Below are 25,912 nucleotides of genomic sequence, written 5' to 3' on the forward strand. Positions count from 1 at the left end.
TGGGGTAAATCGTCGCGGCGGTTTATCCGGCGGCTAACGCCGACGAAAACCTGCTCAAGGCTTCCCGCCCATCCGCTTGTAACGGGTCTTGCCGAAGCGGTCCTTGCGGGTGCCCGGTTTGCCTTCGTTGCTGCGGCCGACGATGGGTACGCGTTTTTCAGCGTCGGGAATGCCGAGTTCGTCGGCCTCGAGACGTCGAATTTCATCACGCAGGCGGCCGGCCTCCTCGAATTCGAGGTCGGCGGCGGCGGTCCGCATTCGCTTTTCGAGGTCCTGGATGTAGGTGCGCAGGTTGTGCCCGACGAGGTTGTTCCGCTCCGGATCGCCGGTGTCGACGATCACGCCGTCGCGGCTGGCGGTATGCGCGACTATGTCCTGAATCCCCCGAATGATGGTGGTCGGGGTGATGCCATGCTCGGCGTTGTATTCCTCTTGCTTGGAGCGCCGGCGTTCGGTTTCCGCCATCGCGCGCTCCATGCTGCCGGTGACCCGGTCGGCATAGAGGATGACCTTGGAATCGACGTTGCGCGCTGCGCGCCCGATCGTCTGGATCAGCGACGTTTCCGAACGCAGGAAGCCCTCCTTGTCGGCGTCGAGGATACACACCAGCCCACATTCGGGAATGTCGAGCCCTTCGCGCAGCAGGTTGATCCCGATGAGCACGTCGTAGACGCCCAGCCGCAGGTCGCGGATCAGTTCGATGCGCTCCAGCGTCTCGACGTCGGAATGCATGTAGCGCACCCGCACGCCCTGCTCGTGCATGAACTCGGTCAGGTCCTCGGCCATGCGCTTGGTCAGGGTGGTGACGAGCGTTCGATAGCCCTTCTGGGCGGTGGCCTTACACTCGGCGATGCAATCCTGGACCTGGTCCTCGACCGGGCGGATTTCCACCGGCGGGTCGATCAGCCCGGTGGGGCGAATGACCTGCTCGGCGAACACGCCGCCGGTCTGCTCCATTTCCCAAGTGCCGGGCGTGGCGGAAACCGCAAAGGTCTGCGGCCGCATCGCGTCCCACTCGTTGAAGCGCAAGGGCCGATTGTCGATGCAACTCGGCAGGCGGAAGCCGTATTCGGCCAGCGTCAGCTTGCGGCGGTGGTCGCCCTTGGCCATCGCGCCGATCTGCGGCACCGTCTGGTGGCTTTCATCGACGAACAGCAGTGCGTTGTCCGGCAAGTATTCGAACAGCGTCGGCGGCGGTTCACCCGGCAGGCGACCGGTCAGGAAGCGGCTGTAGTTCTCGATCCCCGCGCAGCTTCCGGTGGCGGCGATCATCTCCAGGTCGAAGTTGGTGCGCTGCTCCAGCCGCTGGGCTTCGAGCAGTCGGCCCTCGGCATGCAGTTCCTTGAGCCGTTCCTCAAGCTCGAACTTGATGGCCTCGCTCGCCTGTTTCATCGTCGGACCGGGCGTCACATAGTGGCTGTTGGCATAGACACGGACCGAATTGAGGCTCGCGCCCTTCGCACCCGTCAGCGGATCGAACTCGCTGATCTCCTCGATCTCGTCGCCGAAGAAGCTGACCCGCCAGGCCATGTCCTCGTAGTGGCTGGGGAAGATTTCGAGGCTGTCACCGCGCACGCGGAAGTTGCCGCGCTGGAAGGCGGCATCGTTGCGCTTGTACTGCAGCGCCACGAGCTTGCGGATTGTCTCGCGCTGGTCGACGGTTTCGCCCTTCTTGAGGTCGAAGATCATCGCCGAGTAGGTCTCGACCGAGCCGATACCGTAGAGACAGCTGACCGATGCGACGATGATCACGTCGTCGCGTTCCAGCAGCGCGCGGGTAGCCGAATGGCGCATGCGGTCGATGGCCTCGTTCACCGAGCTTTCCTTCTCGATGTAGGTATCCGACCGCGGCACGTAAGCCTCTGGCTGGTAGTAATCGTAGTAGCTGACGAAATACTCGACGGCGTTGTTCGGGAAGAAGCTCTTGAACTCGCCGTAAAGCTGCGCGGCGAGAATCTTGTTGGGCGCTAGGACCAATGCCGGGCGCTGCAGTTCCTCGATGACCTTGGCCATCGTAAAGGTCTTGCCGCTGCCGGTCACGCCCAGCAGCACCTGCGTCTGCTCGCCGTCGCGGGCGCTGGCGGTCAGCTCCGCGATCGCCGTCGGCTGATCGCCCGAAGGCTGGTACTCGCTGACCAATTCGAACCGCCGCCCGCCCATCGATTTTTCGGGCCGGACGGGCTTGTGCGGAACGAATTTCTCTGAGGTGTCGGGCTCTTCGAGTCCCCGGCGGATAACGAGTTCGGCCATCGGCGCGATATGGGGAACGGGACGCGAACACGCAAGCGGTTGGCAACGCGGCAAGACCTACGTAGCTTTGCGAGCGATGAAACGCGCAACCCTGGCCCTCGTCGGCGCATCGCTGGTCCTGTCCTCCTGCGCAACGGTGCCGCAGCCCGAGCAATTCGACCTCATAGTGCGAGGGGGTACGGTCTACGATGGCGGCGGGGGCACGCCGTTCGTGGCCGATGTCGGTGTGCGGGGAGACCGGATAGTCGCGGTCGAGCGGCGGCTGGATGGAGCGGCGAAGCAGGTCATAGACGCTTCGGGGCTCGCGGTCGCGCCGGGCTTCATCAACATGTTGAGCTGGGCCAACGATTCCCTGATCATCGACGGGGCGAGCGAAAGCGATATCCGGCAGGGCGTCACGCTCGAGGTCATGGGCGAGGGCACATCTCCGGGTCCGATCACCGATGCGATGGCAGCGCGCAAGGAAGCCGGCCAGACCGACGTCAGGTATCCGGTCCCCTGGCGCACGCTCGGCGGATATTGGGAATTCCTGGAGCAACGCGGCATCGCGACCAATGTCGCCAGCTTCGTCGGCGCGACGACGGTCCGGTCGATCGTTCTGGGACAGGCCGATGTCGATCCCGATCCGGTTCAGCTTTCCCGGATGCAGAACCTCGTACGTGAAGCGATGAACGAAGGCGCGATGGGCGTGGGTTCGTCGCTGATCTACGCTCCGGCGCTGTTTGCGGAAACCGACGAACTCGTGGCGCTGGCCCGTGCTTCAGCCGAATGCGGCGGGATGTATATCAGCCACCTGCGCAACGAGAGCGACGGGGTGCTCGAAGCGACTGACGAACTGATCGAGATCGCGCGGCGGTCCGGCGGGCCGGCGGAAATGTATCACATGAAGCAGGCCGGGGCGGGCAACTGGGACAAGCAGGACGCGGTCATCGCCAGGATCGAGGCCGCGCGCGCCGAGGGAATTCGCATCACTGCCAATATGTACACTTACACCGCGGGGGCGACCGGGCTCGACGCCGCCATGCCCCCGTGGGTCCGCGAGGGCGGTTACGATCAGTGGTCGGCCCGGCTCAGGGACTCGGCTGTCCGTGAGCGTCTCCGCGCGGAAATGACCGCACGGCCCAAGGACTGGGACAACCTGTATTTCCAGGCCGGCAGCGCGGACAAGGTCCTGCTGCTCGATTTCCGGAACCCGGCGCTGGCGAAATACATCGGCCGCACGCTGGCCGACGTGGCCAAGGAGCGGGGCACTTCGCCGGAAGACACCGCGATGGATCTCGTGATCGAGGACGGTTCGCGTGTCGGCGTCGCTTATTTCCTGATGAGCGAGGAGAACGTGGCGCGGCAGACCGCCTTGCCGTGGATGTCCTTCGGCAGCGATTCCTCTTCGCAGGCGCCGCGCGGCGTATTCCTGAATTCGCGGCTCCATCCGCGCGGCTACGGCAACTTCGCCCGGTTGCTCGGGAAATACGTTCGCGAGGAAAAGCGCCTGACGCTCGCCGAAGCCGTCCGCCGACTGACGAGCTTCCCGGCCGCTAACCTAGGGATCACGGATCGAGGGCAGGTCAAGCCTGGCATGTTCGCGGACCTGGCGATCTTCGTCCCCGCGACCATCGCCGATCGTGCGACCTACGCCGAGCCTCAGCAATTCGCCGTCGGCGTGCGCGACGTGGTGGTGAACGGGCAACCGGTGTTGCTCGGCGGCGAGATGACAGGTGCCCGGCCCGGGCGCGCGGTACGTGGACCGGGAACGGGTCGCTGTCCGGCTCGCTGAGCGCGGTGTTGGCAGCGGTCCCGGTCGGCGCTAGCGTCGGTCGCGATCTCTAGGAGACTTTGTGATGCGTCTTGGTACCGCAGTGATCCTTATGGGTTCGTTTGTGCTGTCCGCCTGCGGCAGCGAAACCCGCGATACCGCAGCTTCGTCCAAGACCTCGGAGGAGGTGGTCGCCGAGGCGGGCAAGCTTGAGCAGCCACGCGCCGGGCAGTACGAAACGACCACCGAAATCGTCGAGTTCAATATTCCCGGTCTTCCCGCAGCGCAGGCGGAGCAGATGAAATCGATGATGGGCAACGCCGCCCGCCAGTCGAGTTCGTTCTGCCTGACCGAAGAGGAAGCGGCGAAGGGGTTCGAGGATTCCATTCGCAAGATGACCGAAGGAAGCGACGGCATGAAGTGCGCATTCGACAAGTTCGATGCGGACGGCGGCAAGCTCGACGCGGCGATGACCTGCCAGGGTCCGCAGGGAATGAACTCCGAAATCACCCTCGACGGAACGGCGGGTGCGGAAGCCTCCGACATGCGCATGGCGATGGTCCAGAAGGGCTCGATGATCCCCGGCGGCGAAATGCGGATGGAAATGCGGATGAAGTCTCGCCGGACCGGCGATTGTTCGTGAAGCCTGCCTGAAACCAGCGGCCGGCGCGGGAGTTGTAGGGCAATGGCTCCACGTTTCGACTACAGCCGGGTTTCCCTTGCCCGCGATGCCCTCGCGCGGCGCATCGCGATCGTGCGCGAGGATGGGCCGGGAGATGTCGTGGGGCCACCCGCACGCCGCCTGATCGGCGAACTGGATGTTCTGGCCGAACCCTTCCGCCGGGTGGTCCGTCGTCACGAGCCGATCGCAGCCGTGCGTTCGCGCACCGTCATGCTGCTGCCCGGGTTCGCCACGCACCCCGTCCGGATGCGATACATGGCGCGTCGTCTCGAAGCGGCCGGGCATACGGTCAAGCGTTGGGGTCTGGGCTTCAACTGGGGTCCGACCGAGGACAACGTGGCGCAGCTCGAGGTTAGGCTTGGCGACATCCACGAGCGTCATGGTGAGCCGATCGTCCTCGTCGGATGGAGCCTAGGCGGATTGTTCGCGCGAGAGCTAGCCAAGCGGCAGCCGGACCGGGTCGCCAAGGTCGTGACTATGGGCTCGCCCTTTTCGTGGAGCACACGGGCGAACAACGTGTGGCGGGCCTATCATCTCGTCACCGGTCACAGGGTCGAGGAACCCCCGATCAAGGTCGAACTGGCGGGCAAGCCGCCGGTCGAAACGGTCGCACTCTGGAGCCCGCGCGACGGTATCGTTCATCCCCGAGCCGCGCGGGGACTACCGGGAGAGCGCGATCGCGAGGTCGCGCTGCGGTGCACCCACATGGGTTTCGCGTACGATCCGCAGGCCATCGCCGCCGTCCTGCGCGAACTCGATCGCTGACCGCCGACACAATATGATGCACTGCAATATTGGGGATGCAATTCCCGCCTGCCTGTTTAGTGTGCGTGCGATGATGGCACGGGGGCAATGAACATCGCGGCTGAACCCTTCGACGAGATGCGCGATCCGGCCGGAGCGGTCAGGCCGGCATATGCCGACTACTCGAAGTGGTACGACGAACAGGACCGCGACTGGCTGCGGCGCAAGGACCGCGAGGCCGAAGGAGTCTTTCGCCGCACCGGCATCACCTTCAACGTCTATGGCGAAGACGCGGCCGAAGAGCGGCTGATCCCGTTCGATATGGTGCCGCGCATCGTCTCGGCACCCGAATGGCGGCGGCTGACACGCGGCATCGAGCAGCGCGTGCGCGCACTGAATGCTTTCATCCACGACCTCTACCACCGGCAGGAAATCATTCGCGCGGGCCGCGTGCCCGAGCGTCTGCTGCGCGACAACGACGCGTGGCTGCCCGACATGGTCGGCTTCACGCCGCCCGGCGGCGTCTATACGCACATCGTCGGCATCGACCTGGTGCGGACCGGACCCGACGATTTCTTCGTGCTCGAGGACAACGCCCGCACCCCGTCGGGCGTGTCCTACATGCTCGAGAATCGCGAAACGATGATGGCGATGTTCCCCGAGCTGTTCACGCGGGTGGGGATCGAGACCGTCAGCGATTACCCGCGCAAGCTCGCCCGCAGCCTGGCGGCCTGCGCGCCGCCGAAGACCCGGGGCAAGCCCACGGTCGCGGTGCTGACCCCGGGGATCTACAACAGCGCCTATTACGAACACGCCTTTCTCGCCGACCAGATGGGCGCCGAACTGGTCGAAGGCGCGGACCTGAGGGTTATCGACGGGCGGGTGGCGATGCGGACCACCGGGGGGTACGAGCCGATCGACGTGTTGTACCGCCGCGTCGACGACAACTACCTCGATCCGCTGAGCTTCCAGCCCGATAGCATGTTGGGCGTTCCGGGGCTTATGGACGTGTATCGATCGGGCGGGATCACGATCGCGAACGCCCCGGGGACGGGGATCGCCGACGACAAGGCGATCTATTCGTTCATGCCCGAGATCGTGGAGTTCTATACCGGCGAAAAGCCGCTACTCCCGAACGTGGAGACCTTCCGCTGCGCCGATGCCGACAGCTTGAAGTACGTACTCGACAACCTCGGCGAACTGGTCGTGAAGGAAGTCCACGGATCGGGCGGATATGGGATGCTGGTCGGACCGACGTCCACCAAGCGCGAGATCGCCGAATTTCGCCGAAAGCTGATCGCGCGTCCCGAGAACTACATCGCCCAGCCCACGCTTGCGCTCAGCACCTGCCCCGTGTTCACCCGCAAGGGTTTCGCGCCCCGCCACGTCGACCTGCGGCCATTCGTTCTGGTGTCGCCCAACGGGGTCGAGATCACGCCGGGCGGCCTTACGCGTGTGGCGCTCAAGAAGGGCAGTCTGGTCGTTAACTCGTCGCAAGGCGGCGGGACGAAAGACACCTGGGTGCTCAAAGACTGATGCTGGGCCGCACCGCCAATCACCTGTTCTGGATGTTCCGCTATCTTGAGCGGGCGGAGAATACTGCGCGGTTGCTCGATGCAGGGCTGCGGATGGCTCTTACGCGCGATATCATCACTGCCGAGGAAGAATGGCGCTCCGTGATCCAGGCCTCGGGACAGGCGGCCGCCTATCGCGCCAAGCACGGCACGTTCACCGGCATCCAGGTCTGGAACCACATCCTGCGCGACCGCGACAATCAGGGCAGCGTGCTCGCGATGATGCGCAACGTGCGGACCAATGCCCGGTTGGTGCGCAATGCCATCTCGGGCGAACTGTGGAGTGTCGTCAACGAAAGCTGGATGCAGATCGACGAGGCCCTGTCCCGCCCGGTCGGGCAGGGCGCAGTCGGGGGGGTGATCGGAATGGTCCGCCGGACCGGGACGCTGGCGCACGGGGCGATGGTCAATTCCATGCTGCGCGATGCCGGCTACAATTTCGCCAACGCGGGCACCTTCGTCGAGCGGGCGGACAACACCGCGCGTATCCTCGACATGAAATATTACCTACTGCTGCCGTCGCTCAGTTACGTCGGGTCGAGCCTCGATTCCGGGCAGTGGGATCAGGTGCTGCGCTCCGTTTCGGGCGACCGTGCTTACCGCTGGCTCAATGCCGGGCAGGCCGATCCGAGGGGCATCGTCGAATTCCTCGTGTTGGACGAACGCTTCCCGCGCAGCCTTGCCTTCAGCCATTCCCTGCTGCGCGCGAACCTCAAGTCGCTGGCGCGCATTCACAAGACTAGGGGCGAAAGCATCGAGTTGATTGAAGCATCTTCTTCCAAGCTCGCGGATCTGACGATCGAAAACGTATTCGACCGCGGTCTACATGAATTCCTGACCGATTTCATGCGCGCCAACGCGCAGATCGCGCGGGCGATCGCAGACGACTACCGGTTCCTGCGGTGAGGGAGGGCTAGACGATATGCGCCTGGCGATCCGCCACACCACCCGGTACACGTTTGCCGCCCCTGTGGCGCATGCCCTTCAGCGATTGCGCCTTACGCCCAAGACAACGCAAGGGCAGGCGATCCTCGACTGGCAAATGGACTACTCGAACGCCCGGAAGGAGCTCGAGTACGAGGACCAGCACCATAACACGGTAACGCTGATCTCGGTCGACGAGGGTGCGCGCGAGGTTACCGTAACCTGTCACGGCACCGTGCAGACGCAGGACAAGGCAGGCATCATCGGACATCACGCCGGGCACCTTCCGCTGTGGTGTTTTACCGGGCAGACCAAGTTGACCCGGCCGGGACCGCGATTGCGCCAGATGGTCCGCATGCTCGATTTTTCCGACCAGCGACGCCTCGAATTCCTCCATGCCCTTTCGGCGGCGGTGCGCGGAGAGGTGACCTACGGCACCGGCGCCACGGGTGTTTCGACGACCGCCGAGGAGGCGCTCGAAGCGGGGATCGGCGTGTGCCAGGATCATGCCCACGTCTTCATCGGCGCCGCGCGCAGCGTCGGGGTGCCGGCCCGCTATGTATCGGGCTACCTGATGATGAACGACCGCATCGATCAGGAGGCCACGCACGCCTGGGCCGAAGCGCACGTGGACGGACTGGGATGGGTCGGCTTCGACGTGTCGAATGGCATTAGTCCCGATCCCCGATACGTCCGCGTTGCCACCGGCCGCGACTACCGCGATGCCGCTCCGATCACCGGGGTCGTTTTCGGCACCTCGACCGAAGATCTCCATGTCGATGTGGCTGTGGAACAACAAAGGCAGGAACAGTGACCGCGCCCGCGCTTTAGTTACAATCAAGCGAAGCTGCAGATGTGGGCCGGGGGGCCAGAAGCAAATGACTTATTGCGTGGGAATGGTGCTCGACAAGGGCCTCGTCCTGATGAGCGACACGCGAACCAACTCGGGCGTCGACAACATCTCGGTGTTTCGCAAGATGACGCACTGGGAAGTGCCGGGCGAACGGATCATCGCGGTAATGACCGCCGGAAATCTTGCGACGACCCAGGCCGTGATCAGCCAGCTAGAGGAGCGCACCAAGGCTCCGGATGATCGGCACAACACCGTCTATGATGCCCCGACCATGTTCCAGGTCGCGACCGAGATCGGACGGTTGCTGCGCGATACGATCGACGAGAGGCAGTCTGCGAACGGTGCATCGGGGCATGGGCGCTTCACCGCTTCCATCATCGTAGCCGGCCAGATCAAGGGCATGGAGCCGCGGCTCTTCCTCATCTACCCGGAAGGAAACTTCATCGAAGCGAACTGGGACACGCCGTTCTTTCAGATCGGCGAAACCAAGTACGGCCGGCCGATCCTGTTGCGCGCATACGACCGATCGATGAGTTTCGAGGATGCGGTGAAGCTGCTGATGGTCAGCTTCGATTCCACTCTCAAGGCCAACCTTTCCGTCGGCCTGCCGCTCGACATGATGGTGATCGAACGGGATGCCTTTACCGCAGGGCACCAGCGCCGCATCACGCACGAAGACAGCTATTTCCAGGCGATCTCCGCAGGTTGGAGCGATTCCCTGCGAAACGCTTTCAATCAGTTGCCCGATTACAGCTTCTACGCGCAGGCCGACGAGACGGCTTGATTCCGGCTCCCTAGGCGCACTTCCTGCCGGAAAATCACATCCGATGCGGAGGAATGTCTGCTCTTCGCTCTGGTTCGAAATACGAATGAGTACTTAATTCATTATCTCCAATTTGGTGGTCACACCGAATTGTCAAATACCTTTGCGCCGACAAGATCGGCGACATGGGTCAACGCAACATCATTCATTTCGTCGACGCGGATACTCGAGTGCGGGCTGAACTCGCCAGCACCGTGTTTATGATGGGTCATCATGCCGAGGTCTACGCGGATCTTGACGAACTCTGCGATCATCCTCCGCGATCGGGGATCATCGTGGCGCGCGACAGGACCGGTGTCGAAAGTATCGAGGGTGTCCTGGAACGCCTCGCGAAAGCCGGAATCTGGCTTCCGCTGGTGGCGATGGACGCCAATCCTCGAACGTCCCGAGTCGTGGCGGCGATCAAGGCTGGTGCCCTCGATTATCTGCCCCTGCCGCTGGACTCGAAGCGGCTCGGAGAAATGTTGGACCACATCGGAAGCGAGGCGCTGGAACAGGCCGAGGCGCGGAGGCGCATGGTCGAGGCACGGGGGCGGATCGGTAATCTGTCCGCGCGCGAGCGCGAGGTGCTCGATCGGCTCGCGGTCGGCAACAGCAACAAGTCGATAGCCCGCGATCTGCAGATCAGCCCGCGGACGGTCGAAATCCATCGGGCCAACATGATGAGCAAGCTCGGGGCCAACCATTCCGCCGAGGCGGTCCGGCTCCAGATCGAGGCACGTCTGGATCGTTTCGCGGGCCGGGGTTAGCGGCAGAAGCCGCGGCCACCGGATCTCAAGGTCGCTTCCAGGTGAAAGTGGTCGCGATGCGCCGCGTTGTAATCGGGACCCAACGTCGTTCCGAAACGCTTGCAGGCGCTGGCGTGGACTAGACGGAGGAACCGCCTCTCCTCTGTCGTCCCTGCGCTCCAGTCGCCCAGCACACTGACGCGGCGTCCATCCTCGAGGACGAAGGCGGCTATGTCGACCGCCTGCGCGGTTGCGTGTGCAGACAGGCGGCCGCTGCCGGCTACGTTGCGGCAACTGTAGCTGCCCATGGTCTCGATCCGGGCGAGCGGGCTGCCGAGCACCTCGCGGGCCGCGCGGTCGACGCCGAAGCGCGCCCAGGCGGCGAGGGTATCGGCCAGCGGGCAGGCGACCGGACCGAGATTGGTGAGCTGGAAGCGGGCGTCGTCACCCTGCAGTGCGGCGAGGCTGACGGTGCCGACGGTCGAGCATCCGGCGCCGTAGAACCGGTCGGGAAGCGGAGTGAAAGCGGCCTGCCGCGCGCCGAGTTCGTTCAGGCACATCCCGGTTTGCGGCGCGACCGCCACGGCGCGCGGAGCGGCCTGCACCTGCGGCCGGCTCGGTGTCCCGCCGTCGGGCACCAGGCCGCCGCAGGCGGATAGCGCCAGCAGCGCGGCCATCGCAGGCAGGCGGGGAAGGGACCGGACCATGCGCGGCAGTCTCGCGCAGCATGGTTAACAAGACCCTAATCGGTGGCTGCGGGCGCGTTCGCCGGAGTGGCTTGTGAGGTGAGCAGGCTGACGACTACGATCGCGATCCACGCCGCGATGAAGCCGGGCAGGATTTCGTAGACCCCAGGCCCGCCCAGGAAGGCGGCATCCCACCCCAGGTTGATCCACGCGATCACCACAGCCGCGCCGGTGATCAGGCCGGCGAGCGCGCCTGCCCCGGTCATCCGCTTCCACATCAGCGCCAGCACGATCAGCGGTCCGAACGCCGCGCCGAAGCCGGCCCAGGCGTGCGCGACCAGGCTCAGCACCTCGCTGTCCGGGTCAGCGGCGATGGCGATCCCGGCAAGCGCGACGAGCGCCACGCTGATCCGCCCGACCGTCACCGCTTCCCGTTCGGACGCATTCTTGCGCAGGAACAGGCGGTAGAAATCCTCGGTCAGCGAACTCGACGACACCAGCAGTTGCGACGAAATCGTCGACATGATCGCCGCCAGCAGCGCGGCGTAGAGGAACCCGGTCACCAGCGGATGGAACAGCAGGTTGGCGAGCAGGATGAAGATCGTTTCCGGATCCTCCAGCACCAGTCCATTGCGCTCCACATAGGCGCGCCCCGCAAGGCCTACTCCGATCGCGCCGGCAAGGCAGATCGCCATCCACGCCATCCCGATCGCGCGGGCGGCGGGAATGTCCTCGACCGAGCGGATCGCCATGAACCGCACGATGATGTGCGGCTGCCCGAAATAGCCGAGGCCCCAGGTCACCGCCGAAAGCCAACCCACCGCGGTGAGCCCGGTCGTCAGGCTGAGATATCCCTCCTGCGGGATCGCCGCGATGCTGCCGCCCGCGCTGCCGCCTTCGCCGAACATGACGACCAGCGGCATGATCACCAGCGCCAGCAGCATGATCACGCCCTGCACGAAATCGGTCAGACTGACCGCAAGGAAGCCGCCGATCATGGTATAGGCCAGCACGACCCCGGCGGTGATCCAGATGCCGGTCATGTAACCGCCGCCGACCAGTTCGGAGAAGGCCATCTCGAAAAGCTTGCCGCCGCCGACCATCCCGGCCGCGGTGTAGACGGTGAAGAACAGGACCACGATCACCGCGCTCGCCAGCCGCAGTGCGGTCGAGTGGCTGGGGAAGCGATTGCCGAGGAATTCGGGGATCGTCAGTGCGTCGCCCAGTTCCTCGGTCTGCCTGCGCAGGCGGGGGGCGACGACGATCCAGTTGACCAACGCGCCCACGAACAGCCCGATGCCGATCCACGCCTCGACCAGTCCGCTGGCATAGAGCGCGCCGGGGAGGCCGAGCAGCAACCAGCCCGACATATCGGACGCTCCGGCCGAGAGCGCGGTGACCGATGGCGACAGGTTGCGCCCGGCGAGCAGGTAGCCCTCGCTGTCGGACGTCGACTTGCGCCAGGCATAGACGCCGATGGCCAGCATGAGGATGAAATAGAGCGCGAGCGAAACGAGGATGCCGGTCTGCATGGACGGGGTGTTAGCGACCGCGATGCGGGGTGGCTAGGTCCGCGGGCCACCGAGGGCATGTCACACTTGTCACACTGTCCAGAGGAAAGAATGTCGCCTTGTGCAGATAGTGTCGCCTTGTGCGTGGGACGCGTCACATTGGCGGGGGAGGGCGTCTCCTTGCAGGGGGAAAGTGTAACCTTGCAGATGCGCGCCCCATGAGCGCGCGAAGAAGGGGGTGTCGACGATCCGAAAGAGCCGCCTCCGGACTAGCAGCCGCGGGGTATGTAGGAAAATCATCTGCAGGCGCGGGAAGATCGACCGATATCGAAAGCGATTGCCCTCGGAGGCGCCAGACGGCATCCCCTGACGCGTGCTTTCGCAGAAGACCCGCTACGCCATCCGGGCGATGCAGCACCTTGCCGACCATTATGGCAAGGGGCCGGTGCAACTGGCGGAGATTGCCGAACGCCAGAACATTCCGGCCAATTTCCTCGCCACCATCCTGTCCGAACTGTCCCGGTTCGGCATCGTGGCATCGCAACGGGGCAAGGACGGCGGATACTGGCTGGCGGTCTCTCCGATCGACATCACGTACGGCGACCTTATCCGGGTGATGCGGGGCTCGCTGGCGCTTGTGCCCTGCGCCAGTCGATACGCGCACGAGAAGTGCAAGAACTGCGTGGAAGAGGGCGATTGCCGCACCCGTGCGCTGATGCTGAAGGTGCGCGACCGGACCGCGGAACTGCTCGATTCGGTTCGCCTGTCCGAACCGATCGACCCAGTCCCGCCGTTCGAACCGGGCGAGGAAGAAATTCTCCCAACGCATCGGCATTAATTTCCGCACAGTCTGGCGCAAGGCTATTGTCAACTAAAATGGTTGAGAATAAGCCCTGTGCGCAGTCGCGGCACCAGCCGCCAGCATCGGAGTCTTTGAATGGCCGCTTCCCGCGAACGTGCAGTTAGCTCCACCTCCCGCAACCTTCCCGAGCATCTACGCCTCGTCCAGGAAGCCCTCGAGCGGCTTCGCTTCGGGGTGATCCAGCTGACCGTCCACGACGGGAAGCTGATGCAATTCGACGTCACCGAACGGCGGCGCATGGGCTGACAGACTGCCGTTCCGCCGCGAACGCTCCCAACATTCCGCAGATCAGACCGGACCACCGGATGCATCTTCACCTTTCGAAAGCGAGAGATCATGCATCCGAAAAATCCAGGGACCGCGCTGGTCCTCATTACCCTGATCGCGCCCGTGATGCCTGCCCTGGCGCAAGAGGAAACGATCACCGAACCGGAACAGGTCGAGCCGGCGCAGGCTGCGCCCCCTTCGTCCGTGGGCACCGGACAGCGTGACGATGGCGAGATCACCGTGACGGCGCGCCGCAGGCAGGAAACGTCGCAGGACGTGCCACTCGCCATATCGGTCGTCGGTGGAGAGCACATCGATAACACCGGCAGCTTCAATGTCGGCCGCCTGCAACAGCTTACGCCCACATTGCAGTTCTACAGTTCCAACCCCCGCAACACCGCAGTGAACATCCGCGGCATCGGCGTGCCGTTCGGCCTGACCAACGACGGGATCGAACAGGGCGTCGGCATCTACGTCGACGACGTCTATTACTCGCGCGTCGCGTCCGCGACATTCGACTTCCTCGATGTCGCTCAGATCGAAGTGCTGCGCGGACCCCAGGGCACACTCTATGGCAAGAACACGACCGCCGGGGCGATCAACATAACCACGCGTCAGCCGACCTTCGATTTCGAGGGCCGGGCGGAAGTCTCGGCAGGCAATCTGGGTTTCAAACAGGCCAAGGCTTCGCTCTCGGGGCCGCTGTCGGATCAGGTCGCCGCGCGTCTCGCGTTCTCGGTCACAAACCGGCGCGGCACGATCGACAATGTAACCACCGGCACGTTCATTAATGAACAGGACAACCTGGGCTTGCGCGCGCAGGTCCTGTGGGAACCGAGCAGCAAATTCGACATCACGCTGGCCGGCGATTTCAGCCGCCAGAACCCCGAATGCTGCGGCACCGTGTTTGTCGGCACCGGGGCGACCCAGCGGGCGCTCTCCCGCCAGTACGCGGCGCTCGCCGCGGCGCAGAACTATCAGGTCGTCAGCACCAACCCGTTCGAAAGACTGACGGACATCGACGCCAGCCTCAACGCCGGTAACGAACTCGGCGGGGTGGCCCTGAAAGCCAACTGGGATGTCGGTCCCGGCAAGCTGACGTCCGTGACAGCCTGGCGATACTGGGACTGGCTGCCCGAGAACGACCGCGATTTTACCGGACTGCCGATCACGACCCAGTCCAAGAATCCGTCACAGCAGGAACAGTGGACGCAGGAGCTGCGTTATGCCGGGACCGTGGGGCGACTGGACTTCGTTCTGGGGGCGTTCGGTTATCATCAGAAGGTCCGAACCCAGGGGCAACAGGTGCAGGGACCCGCAGCGAGCAGGTGGTTGTTGACCGGCGCGCTGGCGAACGACCCGACCGTTCTCGACGGCTTGACCGCAAACAACGACATACGCCTCGACAACACCAGCGCGGCCCTGTTCGGACAGGTTAGCTGGCGAATCACCGACGCACTGACCATCCAGCCCGGACTCCGAATCAATTACGACAGCAAGGACGGACTCTACGATTCGGTCGTCACCAACGGTGCCGGCCAGGCGGTCACCTTCGCCAGCACCGATCCGCGGATCGTAGCCCAGCGCGGGGTCCTGTCGCCGCAGCGGTTCGAAGTGGCCTACGAGGACTGGAACCTCAGCTACGATCTGACCGCGAGCTATGAGCTGGCTTCGGACGTTTTGGCCTACGCGACATATGCGAAGAGCTTCAAGTCGGGCGGGGTCAACCTGAACGGGGTGCCCAACGATGCGGCGGGCAACCCGATCCTAGCTGCGGGCACCGTGCGCCCCGAAGCCGTCGATCATTTCGAGGCGGGGATCAAGGCGCAGGCGTGGGGTCGCCGTGCCACGATCAACGTCGCGGCCTTTCGCACCGACATTTCGGACTATCAGGCGCTCGTGACCAATGGCCAACTGGGTGTTCTGCGCGGCTATCTGGCGAATGCCGAAAAGGTGCGGACGCAAGGTGTGGAGGTCGATCTATCCGTCCGTCCCAGCCCGCGGTTCAACACATACGTCAACGGCGCCTACACCGATGGGCGATACATTCGCTTCGTCGATGCGCCCTGCCCACCCGAACTTTCGGGCGGGACCACCGTGGGCGCGGGCCAGTCGCCCAGCGCGCCGGGGACGCCCGGGGGGCTGAGCCCCGCCAATTGCGATATCTCGGGCCAGCGGCTGCCGGGCGTGTCCAATTGGGCCTTTTCGTTCGGCGCGGAAGCGAACGTGCCGGCGCGATTGTTGGGTCTCGATGGGCAGGCCTATCTCGGCTACGACGGCAGCTACCGTTCGAACTTCTCGTCGAACCCCACGCCGTCGGCCTACACCTGGATTGACGGATACTCGCTGCACAACTTCCGTCTGGGCTATCGCAGCGATGATGGCTTCGGCCTGTTTGCCTGGGCGCGAAACGCGTTCGACACCGATTATTTCGAGCAGCTTCAAGTGCCCAGTGGAAACACCGGGCTCATCGTCGGCAACCCCGGCGATCCGCGCACTTACGGCCTGACTTTGCAGGCGGAGTTCTGACCCGTATCCAACGCACAGAGAGGACGGCCTCATGTTCGATTTCGCCAGCCTGACGTTTGCCGACATCGCCCCGTTCATCGCCATCGGCTTTGCCGCGCAGTTGATCGACGGCGCGTTGGGGATGGCCTTCGGGGTCATCTCGCAGACCCTGCTCATCACGATCGGGGTACCGCCGGCGTCGGCATCGGCCAGCGTCCATCTGGTCGAGGTGTTCACCACCGGCGCTTCGGGCGCGAGCCACATCGCGCACCGCAACGTCGACTGGAGTCTGTTCTGGCGGCTGGTGCCGTTCGGGGTCGCGGGCGGGGTCGCGGGCGCCTACCTGCTGTCCAACATCGACGCCTCGGCTGCCAAACCCTTCGTGCTGGTCTACCTGTCGGCGGTAGGCGTCATCCTGCTGGTGAAGTCCATCCGCTGGGGCGAGCCCCGGTTCGCCGACCCCAAGACGACCCGGCCGCTCGCGCTGGTGGGCGGGTTCCTGGACGCCGCGGGTGGCGGGGGATGGGGACCGGTCGTGACGTCGAACCTGCTGGTCCAGGGCGGCGATCCGCGCAAGATCATCGGCACCGTCAACTCGGCGGAGTTCCTGCTGGCGCTGTCGGTCTCCATCACGTTCCTGCTGACCTTGGGGCTCGAGGCGTTCACGATCGCGACCGTCGGCCTGATCGTGGGGGGTGTCGCCGCGGCGCCCATCGGCGCGCACCTGGTCAAGCGGGTCAAGGCGCGGATGCTGCTCGGCGCGGTGGCGCTCGTCATCATCGCGACGAGCGCCTACGGCATCGTGCAGGCGTGGCCGATCCTCTGAACGGGGCCGTCAGTCTGCCTTGCGACGCGCCTTCTTCCGTTCATGCGGGTCGAGGATCGCCTTGCGCAGGCGGATGCTCTTGGGCGTAACTTCGACCATCTCGTCGTCGTCGATGTAGGCAATCGCCTGTTCCAGCGTCATGACCCGCGGCGGGGTAAGGCGGATGGCGTCGTCCTTGCCGGTCGAGCGGAAGTTGGTGAGCTGCTTGGACTTCATCGGATTGACCTCGAGGTCGTCCGGCTTGGCGTTCTCGCCGATCAGCATCCCTTCGTAGATCTTTTCCTGCGGGCGCACGAACAGCACGCCGCGCTCTTCCAGCATGTTGAGCGCGTAGCCGACTGCCTCGCCCGTGCCGTTGGAGATCAGCACGCCGTTGGCGCGGCCCTCGATCGGGCCCTTGTAGGGGCCGTACTTCTCGAACAGGCGGTTCATGATCCCGGTGCCGCGCGTGTCGGACAGGAATTCGCCGTGATAGCCGATCAGGCCGCGGCTCGGCGCGGAGAAGGTGATCCGAGTCTTGCCGCCGCCGCTGGGGCGCATGTCGGTCATCTCGCCTTTGCGGGTGGCCATCTTCTCGACGACCGTGCCCGAATGCTCGTCGTCGACGTCGATCACGACGGTCTCGTACGGCTCGGTGCGGTTGCCGCTCTCGTCTTCGCGGAACAGCACGCGCGGGCGGCTGATGCCGAGCTCGAAGCCCTCGCGGCGCATCGTCTCGATCAGCACGCCGAGCTGAAGCTCGCCGCGGCCGGCGACTTCGAAGCTGTCCTTGTCGGCGCTTTCGGTAACGCGGATGGCGACATTCGATTCCGCCTCGCGCTCGAGCCGGTCGCGGATCATGCGGCTCGTGACCTTAGTCCCCTCGCGTCCGGCCATCGGCGAATCGTTGACCGCAAAACGCATCGACAGCGTCGGCGGGTCGATCGGCTGCGCGTGCAGCGGCTCGCTGACCGAGGTGTCGGCGATGGTGTTGGACACGGTTGCGACGGCCAGGCCGGCGATCGACACGATGTCGCCCGCGCGCGCCTCGTCCACCGGAATGCGCTCCAGCCCGCGGAAGGCGAGGAGCTTGGAGGCGCGGCCGGTCTCGACGATCTTGCCGTCGTTATCGAGCGCGTGGATCGGCGAGTTGACCTTGACCGTGCCCGACTGGACCTTGCCGGTCAGGATGCGGCCGAGGAAGTTGTCGCGATCGAGCAGGGTGACCAGGAACTTGAACGGGCCGTCGAAGTCCGCTTCCGGCGGCGGCACGTGCTCGACGATCTTCTCGAACAGCGGGGTCAGCGTGCCCTCGCGCAAGCTCGGGTCGACATTGGCATAGCCGTTGCGGCCCGAGGCGTAGAGGACCGGGAAGTCGAGCTGCTCGTCGCTTGCGTCGAGGCTGACGAACAGGTCGAACACCTCGTCTAGCACTTCCTGGATGCGCTCGTCCGGACGGTCGACCTTGTTGACGACGACGATCGGGCGCAGGCCCAGCGCGAGCGCCTTGCCGGTGACGAACTTGGTCTGCGGCATCGCGCCTTCGGAGCTGTCGACCAGCAGGATGACGCCGTCGACCATGCTGAGGATGCGCTCCACCTCGCCGCCGAAGTCGGCGTGGCCTGGGGTGTCGACGATGTTGATCCGTGTGCCTTCCCACTCGACCGATGTGCACTTCGCCAGAATGGTGATCCCGCGTTCCTTTTCCAGGTCGTTGGAATCCATCGCACGCTCTTCCACGCGCTGGTTGTCGCGGAAGGTGCCGGATTGGCGGAAGAGCTGGTCGACGAGCGTGGTCTTGCCGTGGTCGACGTGGGCGATGATCGCCACGTTGCGAAGGGACATGGAATTTCTCTTGGGTTGGCGGGCTGGGCGGCCCGCGAAGTCGGCGCGCCCCTAGCCGAGCGGGCGCGCGAAAACAACCGGGAGTCTCGAGCTGGTAACTGTGTCACGTTAGCCACAGTGTCTAATGCGTTCATCCAGTTACGAAATGTCGCTTGAGCGCGGGATTCGGCAAGTTTATTGACCCGCGTGTCAGTTGGGGCAGGGCGGACCGTCGGTCAGGCGGTCGTTTCTCCCCACTTAGGAGAGGATGACCATGATCAAGACGCGCACCGGATTCGCCGGCACGGCCCGATTCACCCTGCTTGCGGGGGCTGCCGCACTGGCGCTTCCCGGCATCGCCTACGCTCAGGATGCCGACGTCCAGGCGCAGGTCGACAGCGACGGGGACAACATCGAGGACGCTGGCGATTCGGATACCGGCAACCAGATCATCGTCACCGCCACCAAGCGCGAACAGACCCTCCAGGAAACCCCGGTCGCCGTCAGCGTAACCACGGCAGAGACCATAGAGCGCGCGCAGATTCGCGACGTGTCCGATCTGGCCTCGGTCGTCCCCTCGCTTCGCGTTTCGCAGAGCCAGAGCCAGTTCGCCACGACCTACTCGATCCGCGGCTTCGGCACGAGCGGCAACAACCTGGGCCTCGAGCCTTCGGTCGCGATGTTCGTCGATGGCGTCTACCGCAGCCGCGCGATCGCGCAGATTTCCGACCTTCCCGACATCCAGCGCGTCGAAGTTCTGCGCGGCCCGCAGTCGACCCTGTTCGGCAAGAACGCCAGTGCCGGCGTGATCTCGATTGTCACGAAAGAGCCGAGCTTCGACTTCGGCGGCAGCATCGAAGCGACTTACGGCAACTACGATGCGATGGTCGCCAAGGGCTACCTCACCGGTCCGATCGGCGACGCGCTCGCCTTCTCGGTCGCCGCGGGCATCAACAAGCGCGATGGTTACGTGACGAACCTGTTCAATGGCGACGACGTCAACAACCGCGATCGCTGGTTCACGCGCGGACAGCTGATGTTCGAGCCGTCAGACACCTTCAAGTTCCGCCTGATTGGCGACTACGACAAGATCACCGAAAAGTGCTGCGCGGCATTCAACCTCCAGCGTTCGCCCGCCACTGCGGCGATCAACGCGATCGGTGGCCTGGTGAACCCGACGCCCTTCGATCCCGATGCCGATGTCGTCTATTCGGACGTCGTTCCGTTCAGCAACGTGCGCAATTGGGGCGTTTCGGGCCAGGCCGACATCGAACTGGGTGCGCTTACGGTGACGTCGATCACCGCGTACCGCGACACAAAGCTCAACGCGAACCAGGACGTCGATTTCACCAGTGCCCGACTGGCGACCGGTGCGAACATCGGCCAGGCGCGGATCAAGACCTTTACTGAGGAACTGCGCGTCGCCTCCGACTTCGACGGTCCGCTGAACTTCCTGCTCGGCGCATATTACTTCAAGGAAAAGGCCCGCACCGCCGACCAGATCGTCTACGGCGCCGACTTCCGCAACTATGCCAACATCCTTGTCGGCGGCCCGATCACCAGCCCGCCGAACGACGCCGCCGTCGACAGCCTCGAGGCGACGATCACTGCCCTGACCGGGACCAACTACATCAACCGGTTCTTCCAAGCTGGGCAGGGCTTCTTCAATGAGATGCGCCAGGACAACGAGTCCTACTCTCTGTTCGGCAACGTCGATTTCGAGATCACCGACGGCGTCACGTTCACGGTAGGTGCGAACTACACCAACGACTCGAAGGATATCGTCACCAATTCGAACAGCACCGACGTCTTCTCAGGCCTGAACCTGACCGCGATCGGCCAGACGGCGATCACCCAGCAGGGCATCGCTTTGGGTGCCGGTCAGGCATTGGGCCTGGCTCCCGGAACGCTGGCGACCGCGGCGCAAGTCCAGACGCTCATCGGCATCATTGGCCTCAACTCGTTCAACACCTTGATCGCCGGTCCGGCCGCTGCTTTCGCCGCCGCCAACGCCTCGAACCCGGCAGTGAACCCGTTGCTGGCACTGCGCCCGCTTCAGTTCCTCCCGCCGTTCCAGAATTGCCCGAACGCGGTGGAAGCCTGCAGTACGCGGGACGGCGACTGGAGCTGGACCGCACGTCTGGCCGCCGAACTGACCCCGACGCTCAACGCGTACGTAAGCTGGTCGACCGGCTACAAGGCGCCGAGCTTCAACCTGTCGCGTGACAGCCGTCCGACGGCGATCGATCGCACGGCCCTGATCACGCAGGGCATTGCGGTGACCAACCTGTCGGCGGGTTCGCGTTTTGCGGCAGCCGAGAACTCGGAAGTCTACGAGCTCGGCCTCAAGGGCAACTGGGGCCTTGCCGCTGCGAACCTCACGGTCTTCCAGCAGTCGATCAAGAACTTCCAGACGAACGTGTTCACCGGAACCGGCTTCGCCCTCGGAAATGCCGAAAAGCAGTCGACTTTCGGCGTCGAGTTCGACGGCTACGTCCGCCCGACCGACGAACTGACCTTCAACCTCGCGATGACCTATCTCGACCCGAAGTACGACGTGTACACCGGTTCGGTGTTCGGCGACGTCTCGGGGACCGAGATCGTCACCATCCCGAAGCTGTCGGCGGTCTTCGGCGCACAGTGGGACCAGGAACTCGGCAATGGCGACAACATCATCGCCCGCGCCGACTTCAGCTATGTGGCGCCCGTCCAGGCCGCCGAGGGCCTGGTGGCGTTCGGCAGCGTGGCGGCGAACCTTGCCGCAGCGCGCCCGTTCCGCAACGAAGTGCACGACCTCAACGCCTCGCTCACCTACGCGATGGACATGGGTCTGGAACTGTCGATCTGGGGCCGTAACCTGCTCAACGACCGGAACATCACCGGAATCTTCGATTCGACGGCGCAGACCGGTTCGGTATCCGGCTACACCAATACGCCGCGCACTTATGGCGTGACGGGACGTTTCAAGTTCTGATCCGACTGCTCAAGAGCAACGAAGAAGGGCCCCGTTCGCGGGGCCCTTTTTTTGTGCGCTATGCGGTTGGGACCGTTCGCAACCTGACCGTGACTGTCAGAGCGACCTCAGCGCCTGCGCGGGCTTGGCACGCAGCAGCGGGAGGGCCCCCGCCGTCGCGAATGCGAGGACCAGGCCGATACCAGCCGCCAGCACGCCGAGAACGGCACCCCAGGCCGGCAGCCACTCGAACTCGAACAGCTGGGTGACCACGAACCACGCCGCGCCGAGCCCAAGCGCGAGCGCCACGCCGGCCAACACCGCGGCGAGCGCCCCGTACTCTGCCAGCGCCAGCAACAGGACCTGCCGCCGGCTCGCGCCGAGCACGCGCAGGATGACGGTATCGTAGGTCCGCTGCGCGCGCGCGGCGGCGATCGCGCCAAGAAGCACGGCAAGACCGGCAAGCACCGCGACCGAAGCTGCCGCGAGTGTCGCCAGGCCGACCTGCGCCAGCAGGTCGCGTGCCTGGCGCAGGACCGGCCCGGTCTCGATCACGCTCGACGATGGAAATGCGCGTACCAGCGATTGGAGCAAGGCCCCCTTGCCCGCCTCGTCGGGCAGTTCCACTGTCGCGGCGAGGTTGTGGGGCGCATCGCTCAGCGTATTGGCGCTGAACACGAGCACGTAGTTGAAGCCCATCGTCTGCCAGTCGATCCGGCGCAGCGCGGCGATGCGTGCAGTCCGCTCCACGCCGAGCACGCCGATGGTGAGGTAATCGCCCACGCCCAGGCCGATCGCTTCGGCGAGTTCCTCATCGATCGAGACGAGCGGCTCGCCGGTGTATCCTTCTGACCACCACTCGCCGTCGGTCACCGTGTTTCCTTCTGGCACGGTGTCCGAATAGGTCAGCCCGCGCTCGCCGCGCAGTGCCCAAGCGCCTTCGGGAAGGTTTTCGCCAAGCTCGGAAACGCGTGTCATCGCGTCCTTTGGTCCGTAGGCGAGGATCGCGCCACGCAGCGCGGGCACCGTGCGGACCTGCGATCCGGCGGCATCCTCGCCCACCAGTCGGCGGAACTCCGCCTCGCGGTCCTTGGGCAGGTCGAGCACGAAGTAATCCGGGGCCTCGGCAGGCACGCGCTTGGCGACCGTGCCGTCGATGCTGGTCTGCACCGCTGCGAGCAGGACGAACGCGGCAAGGCCGAAGCCGAGCGCCGTGACAAGCGTGCCGGTCGCCGCGCCGGGCCGGTGAAGATTGGCAAGCGCCGCCCGCCAGAGCGGGTCGCGGGGGCGAGGCAGGGAGGCGGCGCCCTTGCGGATTGCCCAACCGAGCAGGGCCAGAAGCGCCAGTGCTCCGGCCGCTCCCGCGAGGAAACCGGCGGTCAGCAGTGGCTGCCGCGCCGTGCCGAGCGCCAGCGCGACGATCGCGGCCAGTCCCAGCAGCACGGGAATGAGGGCGGCCTTGTCCCGCGCCAGCGGGCTCACGCGCTCGCGCATCAGCGCCATCGCCGGGAAGTGGCGCGCGCGAACCAGCGGCGGAGCGGCAAACACCAGTGCGACCAGCAACCCGTAGGCAAGCGAGGTCGCCAGCGCGCCTGGCGCAAATGCAATACCGCTGCCCACCGGGAGCAGGCCCTCCAGCGCGCTGGCGAGAAGCGGCGTCACCGCCACGCCCACCGCGATCCCCGCCAGGCTGCCGACGAGCGCCGCTGCCCCGATCTCGAGCGCGTAGATCTTGGCGATGTCGCCGCTCGTGGCGCCGAGCACCTTGAGCGTCGCGATGCCCTGTCGCCGCGCGTCGAGATACGACGACACGCCGCCGCCGATCCCGATCCCGGCGATCACCAGCGCCGCGAGTCCGACGAGCGTGAGGAACTCGCCCATGCGGCCGACGAAGCGGTCGGCCCCCGGCGCGCCGCGGTCGCGGGTGCGGATCTCGAACCCGGCGTTGGGGAACTGCGCCTTGAGCGCGTCCTCCGCCTCCTGTGCGTCGCGCTCGACATCGAACTTCACGTTGGTCCGCGCGCGATACATGGCCCCCGGCGCGGTGAGGCCGGCGGATGCCGGCACGTCGCTGCGGACGATCACGGTCGGGCCGAGTTGGAACCCTTCGCCCAGCCGGTCGGGTTCGACAACGAGAATGCCGCCGACGGTCAGGCGCGTGGTGCCCACCGAGAACGCATCGCCCGGCGCCACGCCCAGCCGGTCCGCCGCGCCCTGGGCGACCCACGCCTGCCCTTCGGCAGGAGCGCCGATCGCCTTGCTGCCGACCAGCGTCGCGGTGCCGTATAGCGGCCAGTTGTCGTCGACGGCCTTGAGCTCGACCGGCGCGGCGGCGGTTCCGGTCGTCGCCATCGCCTGCATCCGCGAGCCTTGGGAGACGGTTCCGAGCGCATCGAGCGCGGCGCGTTCCTCCGGGTTCAAGGCGCGCTGCCAGAGCGATACCTGGAGGTCCCCGCCCAGGAACTCGCGCCCGCGTTCTTCCAGCTGCTGCTCAATCGTGCCGGTCAGGGTGCCGATCGCGGCGAGCGCGCCGGTGCCCAGGAACAGGCACACCAGCAGCAATCGCAGGCCGCGAAAGCGGGCCGAAAGGTCGCGGCGCGCGATGCGCCAGGCGGCTGCCCAGGTCATGCGGGGCAGCTCACTTCGACACGTCGCTCGCGATGCGGCCGTCGCCGATGGTGATCACCCGTCCGCAGCGCGCGGCGAGTTCGGCGTCGTGGGTGATGACCAACAACGTGGCGCCGGTCTCGGTCCCTTGCGCGAACAGCAGGTCGATGATCGCGTGGCCGGTCGCGGCGTCGAGGTTGCCGGTCGGCTCGTCGGCGAAGATCAGTGGCGGTCGCGGGGCGGTGGCTCGCGCTATGGCGACGCGCTGCTGCTCCCCGCCCGAAAGCTGCGAGGGATAGTGATCGAGCCGGTGGCCGAGGCCGACCGCCGCCAGCTCCGCTGCGGCCCGCTCGCGCGCGTCGTCCATCCCGGCCAGTTCCATAGGTGTGGCGACGTTCTCGACTGCGGTCATCGTGGGCAGCAGATGGAACGCCTGCAGCACGATGCCGATGCGTCCCCGTCGCGCTAACGCAAGGCCGTCCTCGTCCATGCCCGAGAAATCGGCGCCCGCGACGGTGAGCGACCCCGATGTCGCCCGCTCGAGTCCGGTCAGCACCGCCATCAGGCTGGACTTGCCGGACCCCGAGGGGCCGAGCAGCGCGACGACCTCTCCGGGCATCACGTCAAGGTCGATACCCTTGAGGATTTCGACCGGGGCCGTTTGGGTCCCGAGGGTCAGGGTCAGGTTTCGGGCGGAAATCGCCGGGGAGGGGCTTGTCACATCGGTGCGATGGCATAGCTGGGGAGAGGCGGCAACATCTGGCATGGGAGTAGGTACGATGGGCAAGCGCTGGTGGATGCTTCTGGGCGCGACGGCGCTGCTTGCCGGTTGCCAGGGCGAAGCGCCCGCACCCGATGCCGCCGCCGCTCCCGGCGCGGCCGCAACCGCATCTCCCCCAGTGACCAACCAGGTGACCGGTCCCGAAGTGCGCGTGCTGGCGTTCGGCGATTCGCTGTTCGCCGGCTATGGCCTGTCCAGCGCCGACCAGTCCTATCCCGCCAGGCTCGAGGCCGCCTTGCGCGCGGACGGGCGCAACGTGCGCGTCGCCAACGCAGGCGTCTCGGGCGATACGACCGCGGCAGGCCGCCAAAGGTTCGTCTTCACCCTCGACAGCCAGCCGCAGGCGCCGGACCTCGTTATCATCGAGCTGGGCGGCAACGACCTGTTGCGCGGTCTGCCGCCGGAACAGACCCGCGCCAACCTTGCGGCGATGCTCGACGAGCTGAAGACACGCGGCATCCCGGCGGTGCTCTACGGGCTGCAGGCTCCGCCCAACTACGGGGCGGAGTGGCAGGCCCAATTCGACGCGATCTTCCCCGATCTCGCCCGGGAGTACGGCGCTACGCTGGTTCCGTTCGTGACCGAGGAGGTCTTCACGGATCCCGCGATGCTGCAATCGGACCGCATCCACCCGACGGCGCAGGGCGTCGAAGTCCTGGTATCCGCCACGGCGGACGCGGTTGCGAAGGCATTGCCGGCGCCGACTAGCTAAACAACGATCAGTCTCGGAACGGGCACAGCCCGCAACCGTCTCTCTCCTGAGTTTCCCTCGCACAA

General features: G+C 65.4%; 21 protein-coding genes. 14 read left to right on the forward strand and 7 right to left on the reverse strand.

Annotated features, from left to right (window positions below):
- Window positions 1–54 precede the first annotated feature (54 nt).
- A complete protein-coding gene (uvrB, locus tag AR323_RS07990; protein ID WP_057883436.1) occupies window positions 55–2,250 on the reverse strand; it encodes an excinuclease ABC subunit UvrB in 2,196 nt (731 codons plus the stop codon).
- Window positions 2,251–2,326: 76 nt separating this feature from the next.
- Between uvrB and AR323_RS07995 the strand changes: the two genes are divergently transcribed.
- The 7 genes from AR323_RS07995 (at window position 2,327) to AR323_RS08025 (ending at window position 9,564) form a co-directional block, all read left to right on the forward strand.
- A complete protein-coding gene (locus AR323_RS07995; RefSeq protein WP_057883437.1) occupies window positions 2,327–4,024 on the forward strand; it encodes an N-acyl-D-amino-acid deacylase family protein in 1,698 nt (565 codons plus the stop codon).
- Between the two features lie 64 nt (window positions 4,025–4,088).
- The gene (locus AR323_RS08000) at window positions 4,089–4,646 is read left to right on the forward strand and encodes a DUF3617 domain-containing protein (RefSeq protein ID WP_083495303.1); all 558 of its coding nucleotides are present in this window, start codon (window positions 4,089–4,091) and stop codon (window positions 4,644–4,646) included.
- 42 nt (window positions 4,647–4,688) lie between these two features.
- The gene (locus tag AR323_RS08005) at window positions 4,689–5,450 is read left to right on the forward strand and encodes an esterase/lipase family protein (RefSeq protein WP_057883439.1); all 762 of its coding nucleotides are present in this window, start codon (window positions 4,689–4,691) and stop codon (window positions 5,448–5,450) included.
- Window positions 5,451–5,537: 87 nt separating this feature from the next.
- Complete coding sequence (locus AR323_RS08010; protein WP_057883440.1) at window positions 5,538–6,965, forward strand: circularly permuted type 2 ATP-grasp protein; 1,428 nt, start codon at window positions 5,538–5,540, stop codon at window positions 6,963–6,965.
- The gene (locus AR323_RS08015; RefSeq protein ID WP_057883441.1) at window positions 6,965–7,909 is read left to right on the forward strand and encodes an alpha-E domain-containing protein; all 945 of its coding nucleotides are present in this window, start codon (window positions 6,965–6,967) and stop codon (window positions 7,907–7,909) included. The genes AR323_RS08010 and AR323_RS08015 overlap by 1 nt, the downstream gene beginning before the upstream one ends.
- A 16-nt stretch (window positions 7,910–7,925) precedes the next feature.
- Window positions 7,926–8,741, forward strand: a complete 816-nt coding sequence (locus AR323_RS08020) for a transglutaminase family protein (RefSeq protein ID WP_057883442.1) — start codon at window positions 7,926–7,928, stop codon at window positions 8,739–8,741.
- A gap of 64 nt (window positions 8,742–8,805) precedes the next feature.
- Window positions 8,806–9,564, forward strand: coding sequence for a proteasome-type protease (locus tag AR323_RS08025; RefSeq protein WP_057883443.1), 759 nt, complete (start codon window positions 8,806–8,808; stop codon window positions 9,562–9,564).
- A gap of 119 nt (window positions 9,565–9,683) precedes the next feature.
- On the opposite strand, the gene AR323_RS15125 is transcribed toward AR323_RS08025, so the two are convergent.
- Window positions 9,684–9,857 (reverse strand): hypothetical protein, encoded by a 174-nt coding sequence (locus tag AR323_RS15125; RefSeq protein WP_235510499.1) that lies wholly within the window; start codon window positions 9,855–9,857, stop codon window positions 9,684–9,686.
- Between the two features lie 21 nt (window positions 9,858–9,878).
- Between AR323_RS15125 and AR323_RS08030 the strand changes: the two genes are divergently transcribed.
- Window positions 9,879–10,352 (forward strand): response regulator transcription factor, encoded by a 474-nt coding sequence (locus tag AR323_RS08030; protein WP_235510500.1) that lies wholly within the window; start codon window positions 9,879–9,881, stop codon window positions 10,350–10,352.
- Here the strand turns inward: AR323_RS08030 and AR323_RS08035 are convergent.
- Window positions 10,349–11,038, reverse strand: a complete 690-nt coding sequence (locus AR323_RS08035; RefSeq protein ID WP_057883445.1) for an extensin family protein — start codon at window positions 11,036–11,038, stop codon at window positions 10,349–10,351. The genes AR323_RS08030 and AR323_RS08035 overlap by 4 nt on opposite strands.
- A gap of 35 nt (window positions 11,039–11,073) precedes the next feature.
- A complete protein-coding gene (gene putP / locus AR323_RS08040) occupies window positions 11,074–12,549 on the reverse strand; it encodes a sodium/proline symporter PutP (RefSeq protein WP_057883446.1) in 1,476 nt (491 codons plus the stop codon).
- Window positions 12,550–12,901: 352 nt separating this feature from the next.
- On the opposite strand from putP, the gene AR323_RS08045 reads away from it, so the two are divergent.
- From AR323_RS08045 to AR323_RS08055, 4 genes are all read left to right on the forward strand, one after another.
- The gene (locus tag AR323_RS08045) at window positions 12,902–13,366 is read left to right on the forward strand and encodes an RrF2 family transcriptional regulator (protein ID WP_057883447.1); all 465 of its coding nucleotides are present in this window, start codon (window positions 12,902–12,904) and stop codon (window positions 13,364–13,366) included.
- A 99-nt stretch (window positions 13,367–13,465) separates the two neighbouring features.
- On the forward strand, window positions 13,466–13,636 hold the full coding sequence (locus tag AR323_RS14385) for a YezD family protein (RefSeq protein ID WP_083495304.1): 171 nt from the start codon (window positions 13,466–13,468) through the stop codon (window positions 13,634–13,636).
- 90 nt (window positions 13,637–13,726) lie between these two features.
- Window positions 13,727–16,186 carry a TonB-dependent receptor gene (locus tag AR323_RS08050; protein ID WP_057883448.1) on the forward strand — a complete coding sequence of 820 codons (2,460 nt, stop codon included), beginning with the start codon at window positions 13,727–13,729 and terminating at the stop codon, window positions 16,184–16,186.
- A gap of 31 nt (window positions 16,187–16,217) precedes the next feature.
- Window positions 16,218–16,991 (forward strand): sulfite exporter TauE/SafE family protein, encoded by a 774-nt coding sequence (locus AR323_RS08055; protein ID WP_057883449.1) that lies wholly within the window; start codon window positions 16,218–16,220, stop codon window positions 16,989–16,991.
- 9 nt (window positions 16,992–17,000) lie between these two features.
- Here the strand turns inward: AR323_RS08055 and typA are convergent, their stop codons facing one another.
- A complete protein-coding gene (typA, locus tag AR323_RS08060) occupies window positions 17,001–18,815 on the reverse strand; it encodes a translational GTPase TypA (protein ID WP_057883450.1) in 1,815 nt (604 codons plus the stop codon).
- 253 nt (window positions 18,816–19,068) lie between these two features.
- On the opposite strand from typA, the gene AR323_RS08065 reads away from it, so the two are divergent.
- Entirely contained in the window at window positions 19,069–21,768 is a 2,700-nt protein-coding gene (locus AR323_RS08065) for a TonB-dependent receptor (RefSeq protein WP_083495346.1), read from the forward strand.
- A 96-nt stretch (window positions 21,769–21,864) separates the two neighbouring features.
- Here AR323_RS08065 and AR323_RS08070 read toward each other — a convergent pair whose 3' ends face one another.
- Both AR323_RS08070 and AR323_RS08075 read right to left on the reverse strand, forming a co-directional pair.
- Entirely contained in the window at window positions 21,865–24,375 is a 2,511-nt protein-coding gene (locus AR323_RS08070) for an ABC transporter permease (protein ID WP_057883451.1), read from the reverse strand.
- A 10-nt stretch (window positions 24,376–24,385) separates the two neighbouring features.
- Window positions 24,386–25,075 carry an ABC transporter ATP-binding protein gene (locus tag AR323_RS08075; protein WP_235510501.1) on the reverse strand — a complete coding sequence of 230 codons (690 nt, stop codon included), beginning with the start codon at window positions 25,073–25,075 and terminating at the stop codon, window positions 24,386–24,388.
- A 43-nt stretch (window positions 25,076–25,118) separates the two neighbouring features.
- Between AR323_RS08075 and AR323_RS08080 the strand changes: the two genes are divergently transcribed.
- The gene (locus AR323_RS08080; RefSeq protein ID WP_321164537.1) at window positions 25,119–25,847 is read left to right on the forward strand and encodes an arylesterase; all 729 of its coding nucleotides are present in this window, start codon (window positions 25,119–25,121) and stop codon (window positions 25,845–25,847) included.
- The last annotated feature ends 65 nt before the right edge of the window (window positions 25,848–25,912 follow it).

This window comes from Tsuneonella troitsensis, from assembly GCF_001441535.1.
Classification (GTDB): Bacteria; Pseudomonadota; Alphaproteobacteria; order Sphingomonadales; family Sphingomonadaceae; genus Tsuneonella; species Tsuneonella troitsensis.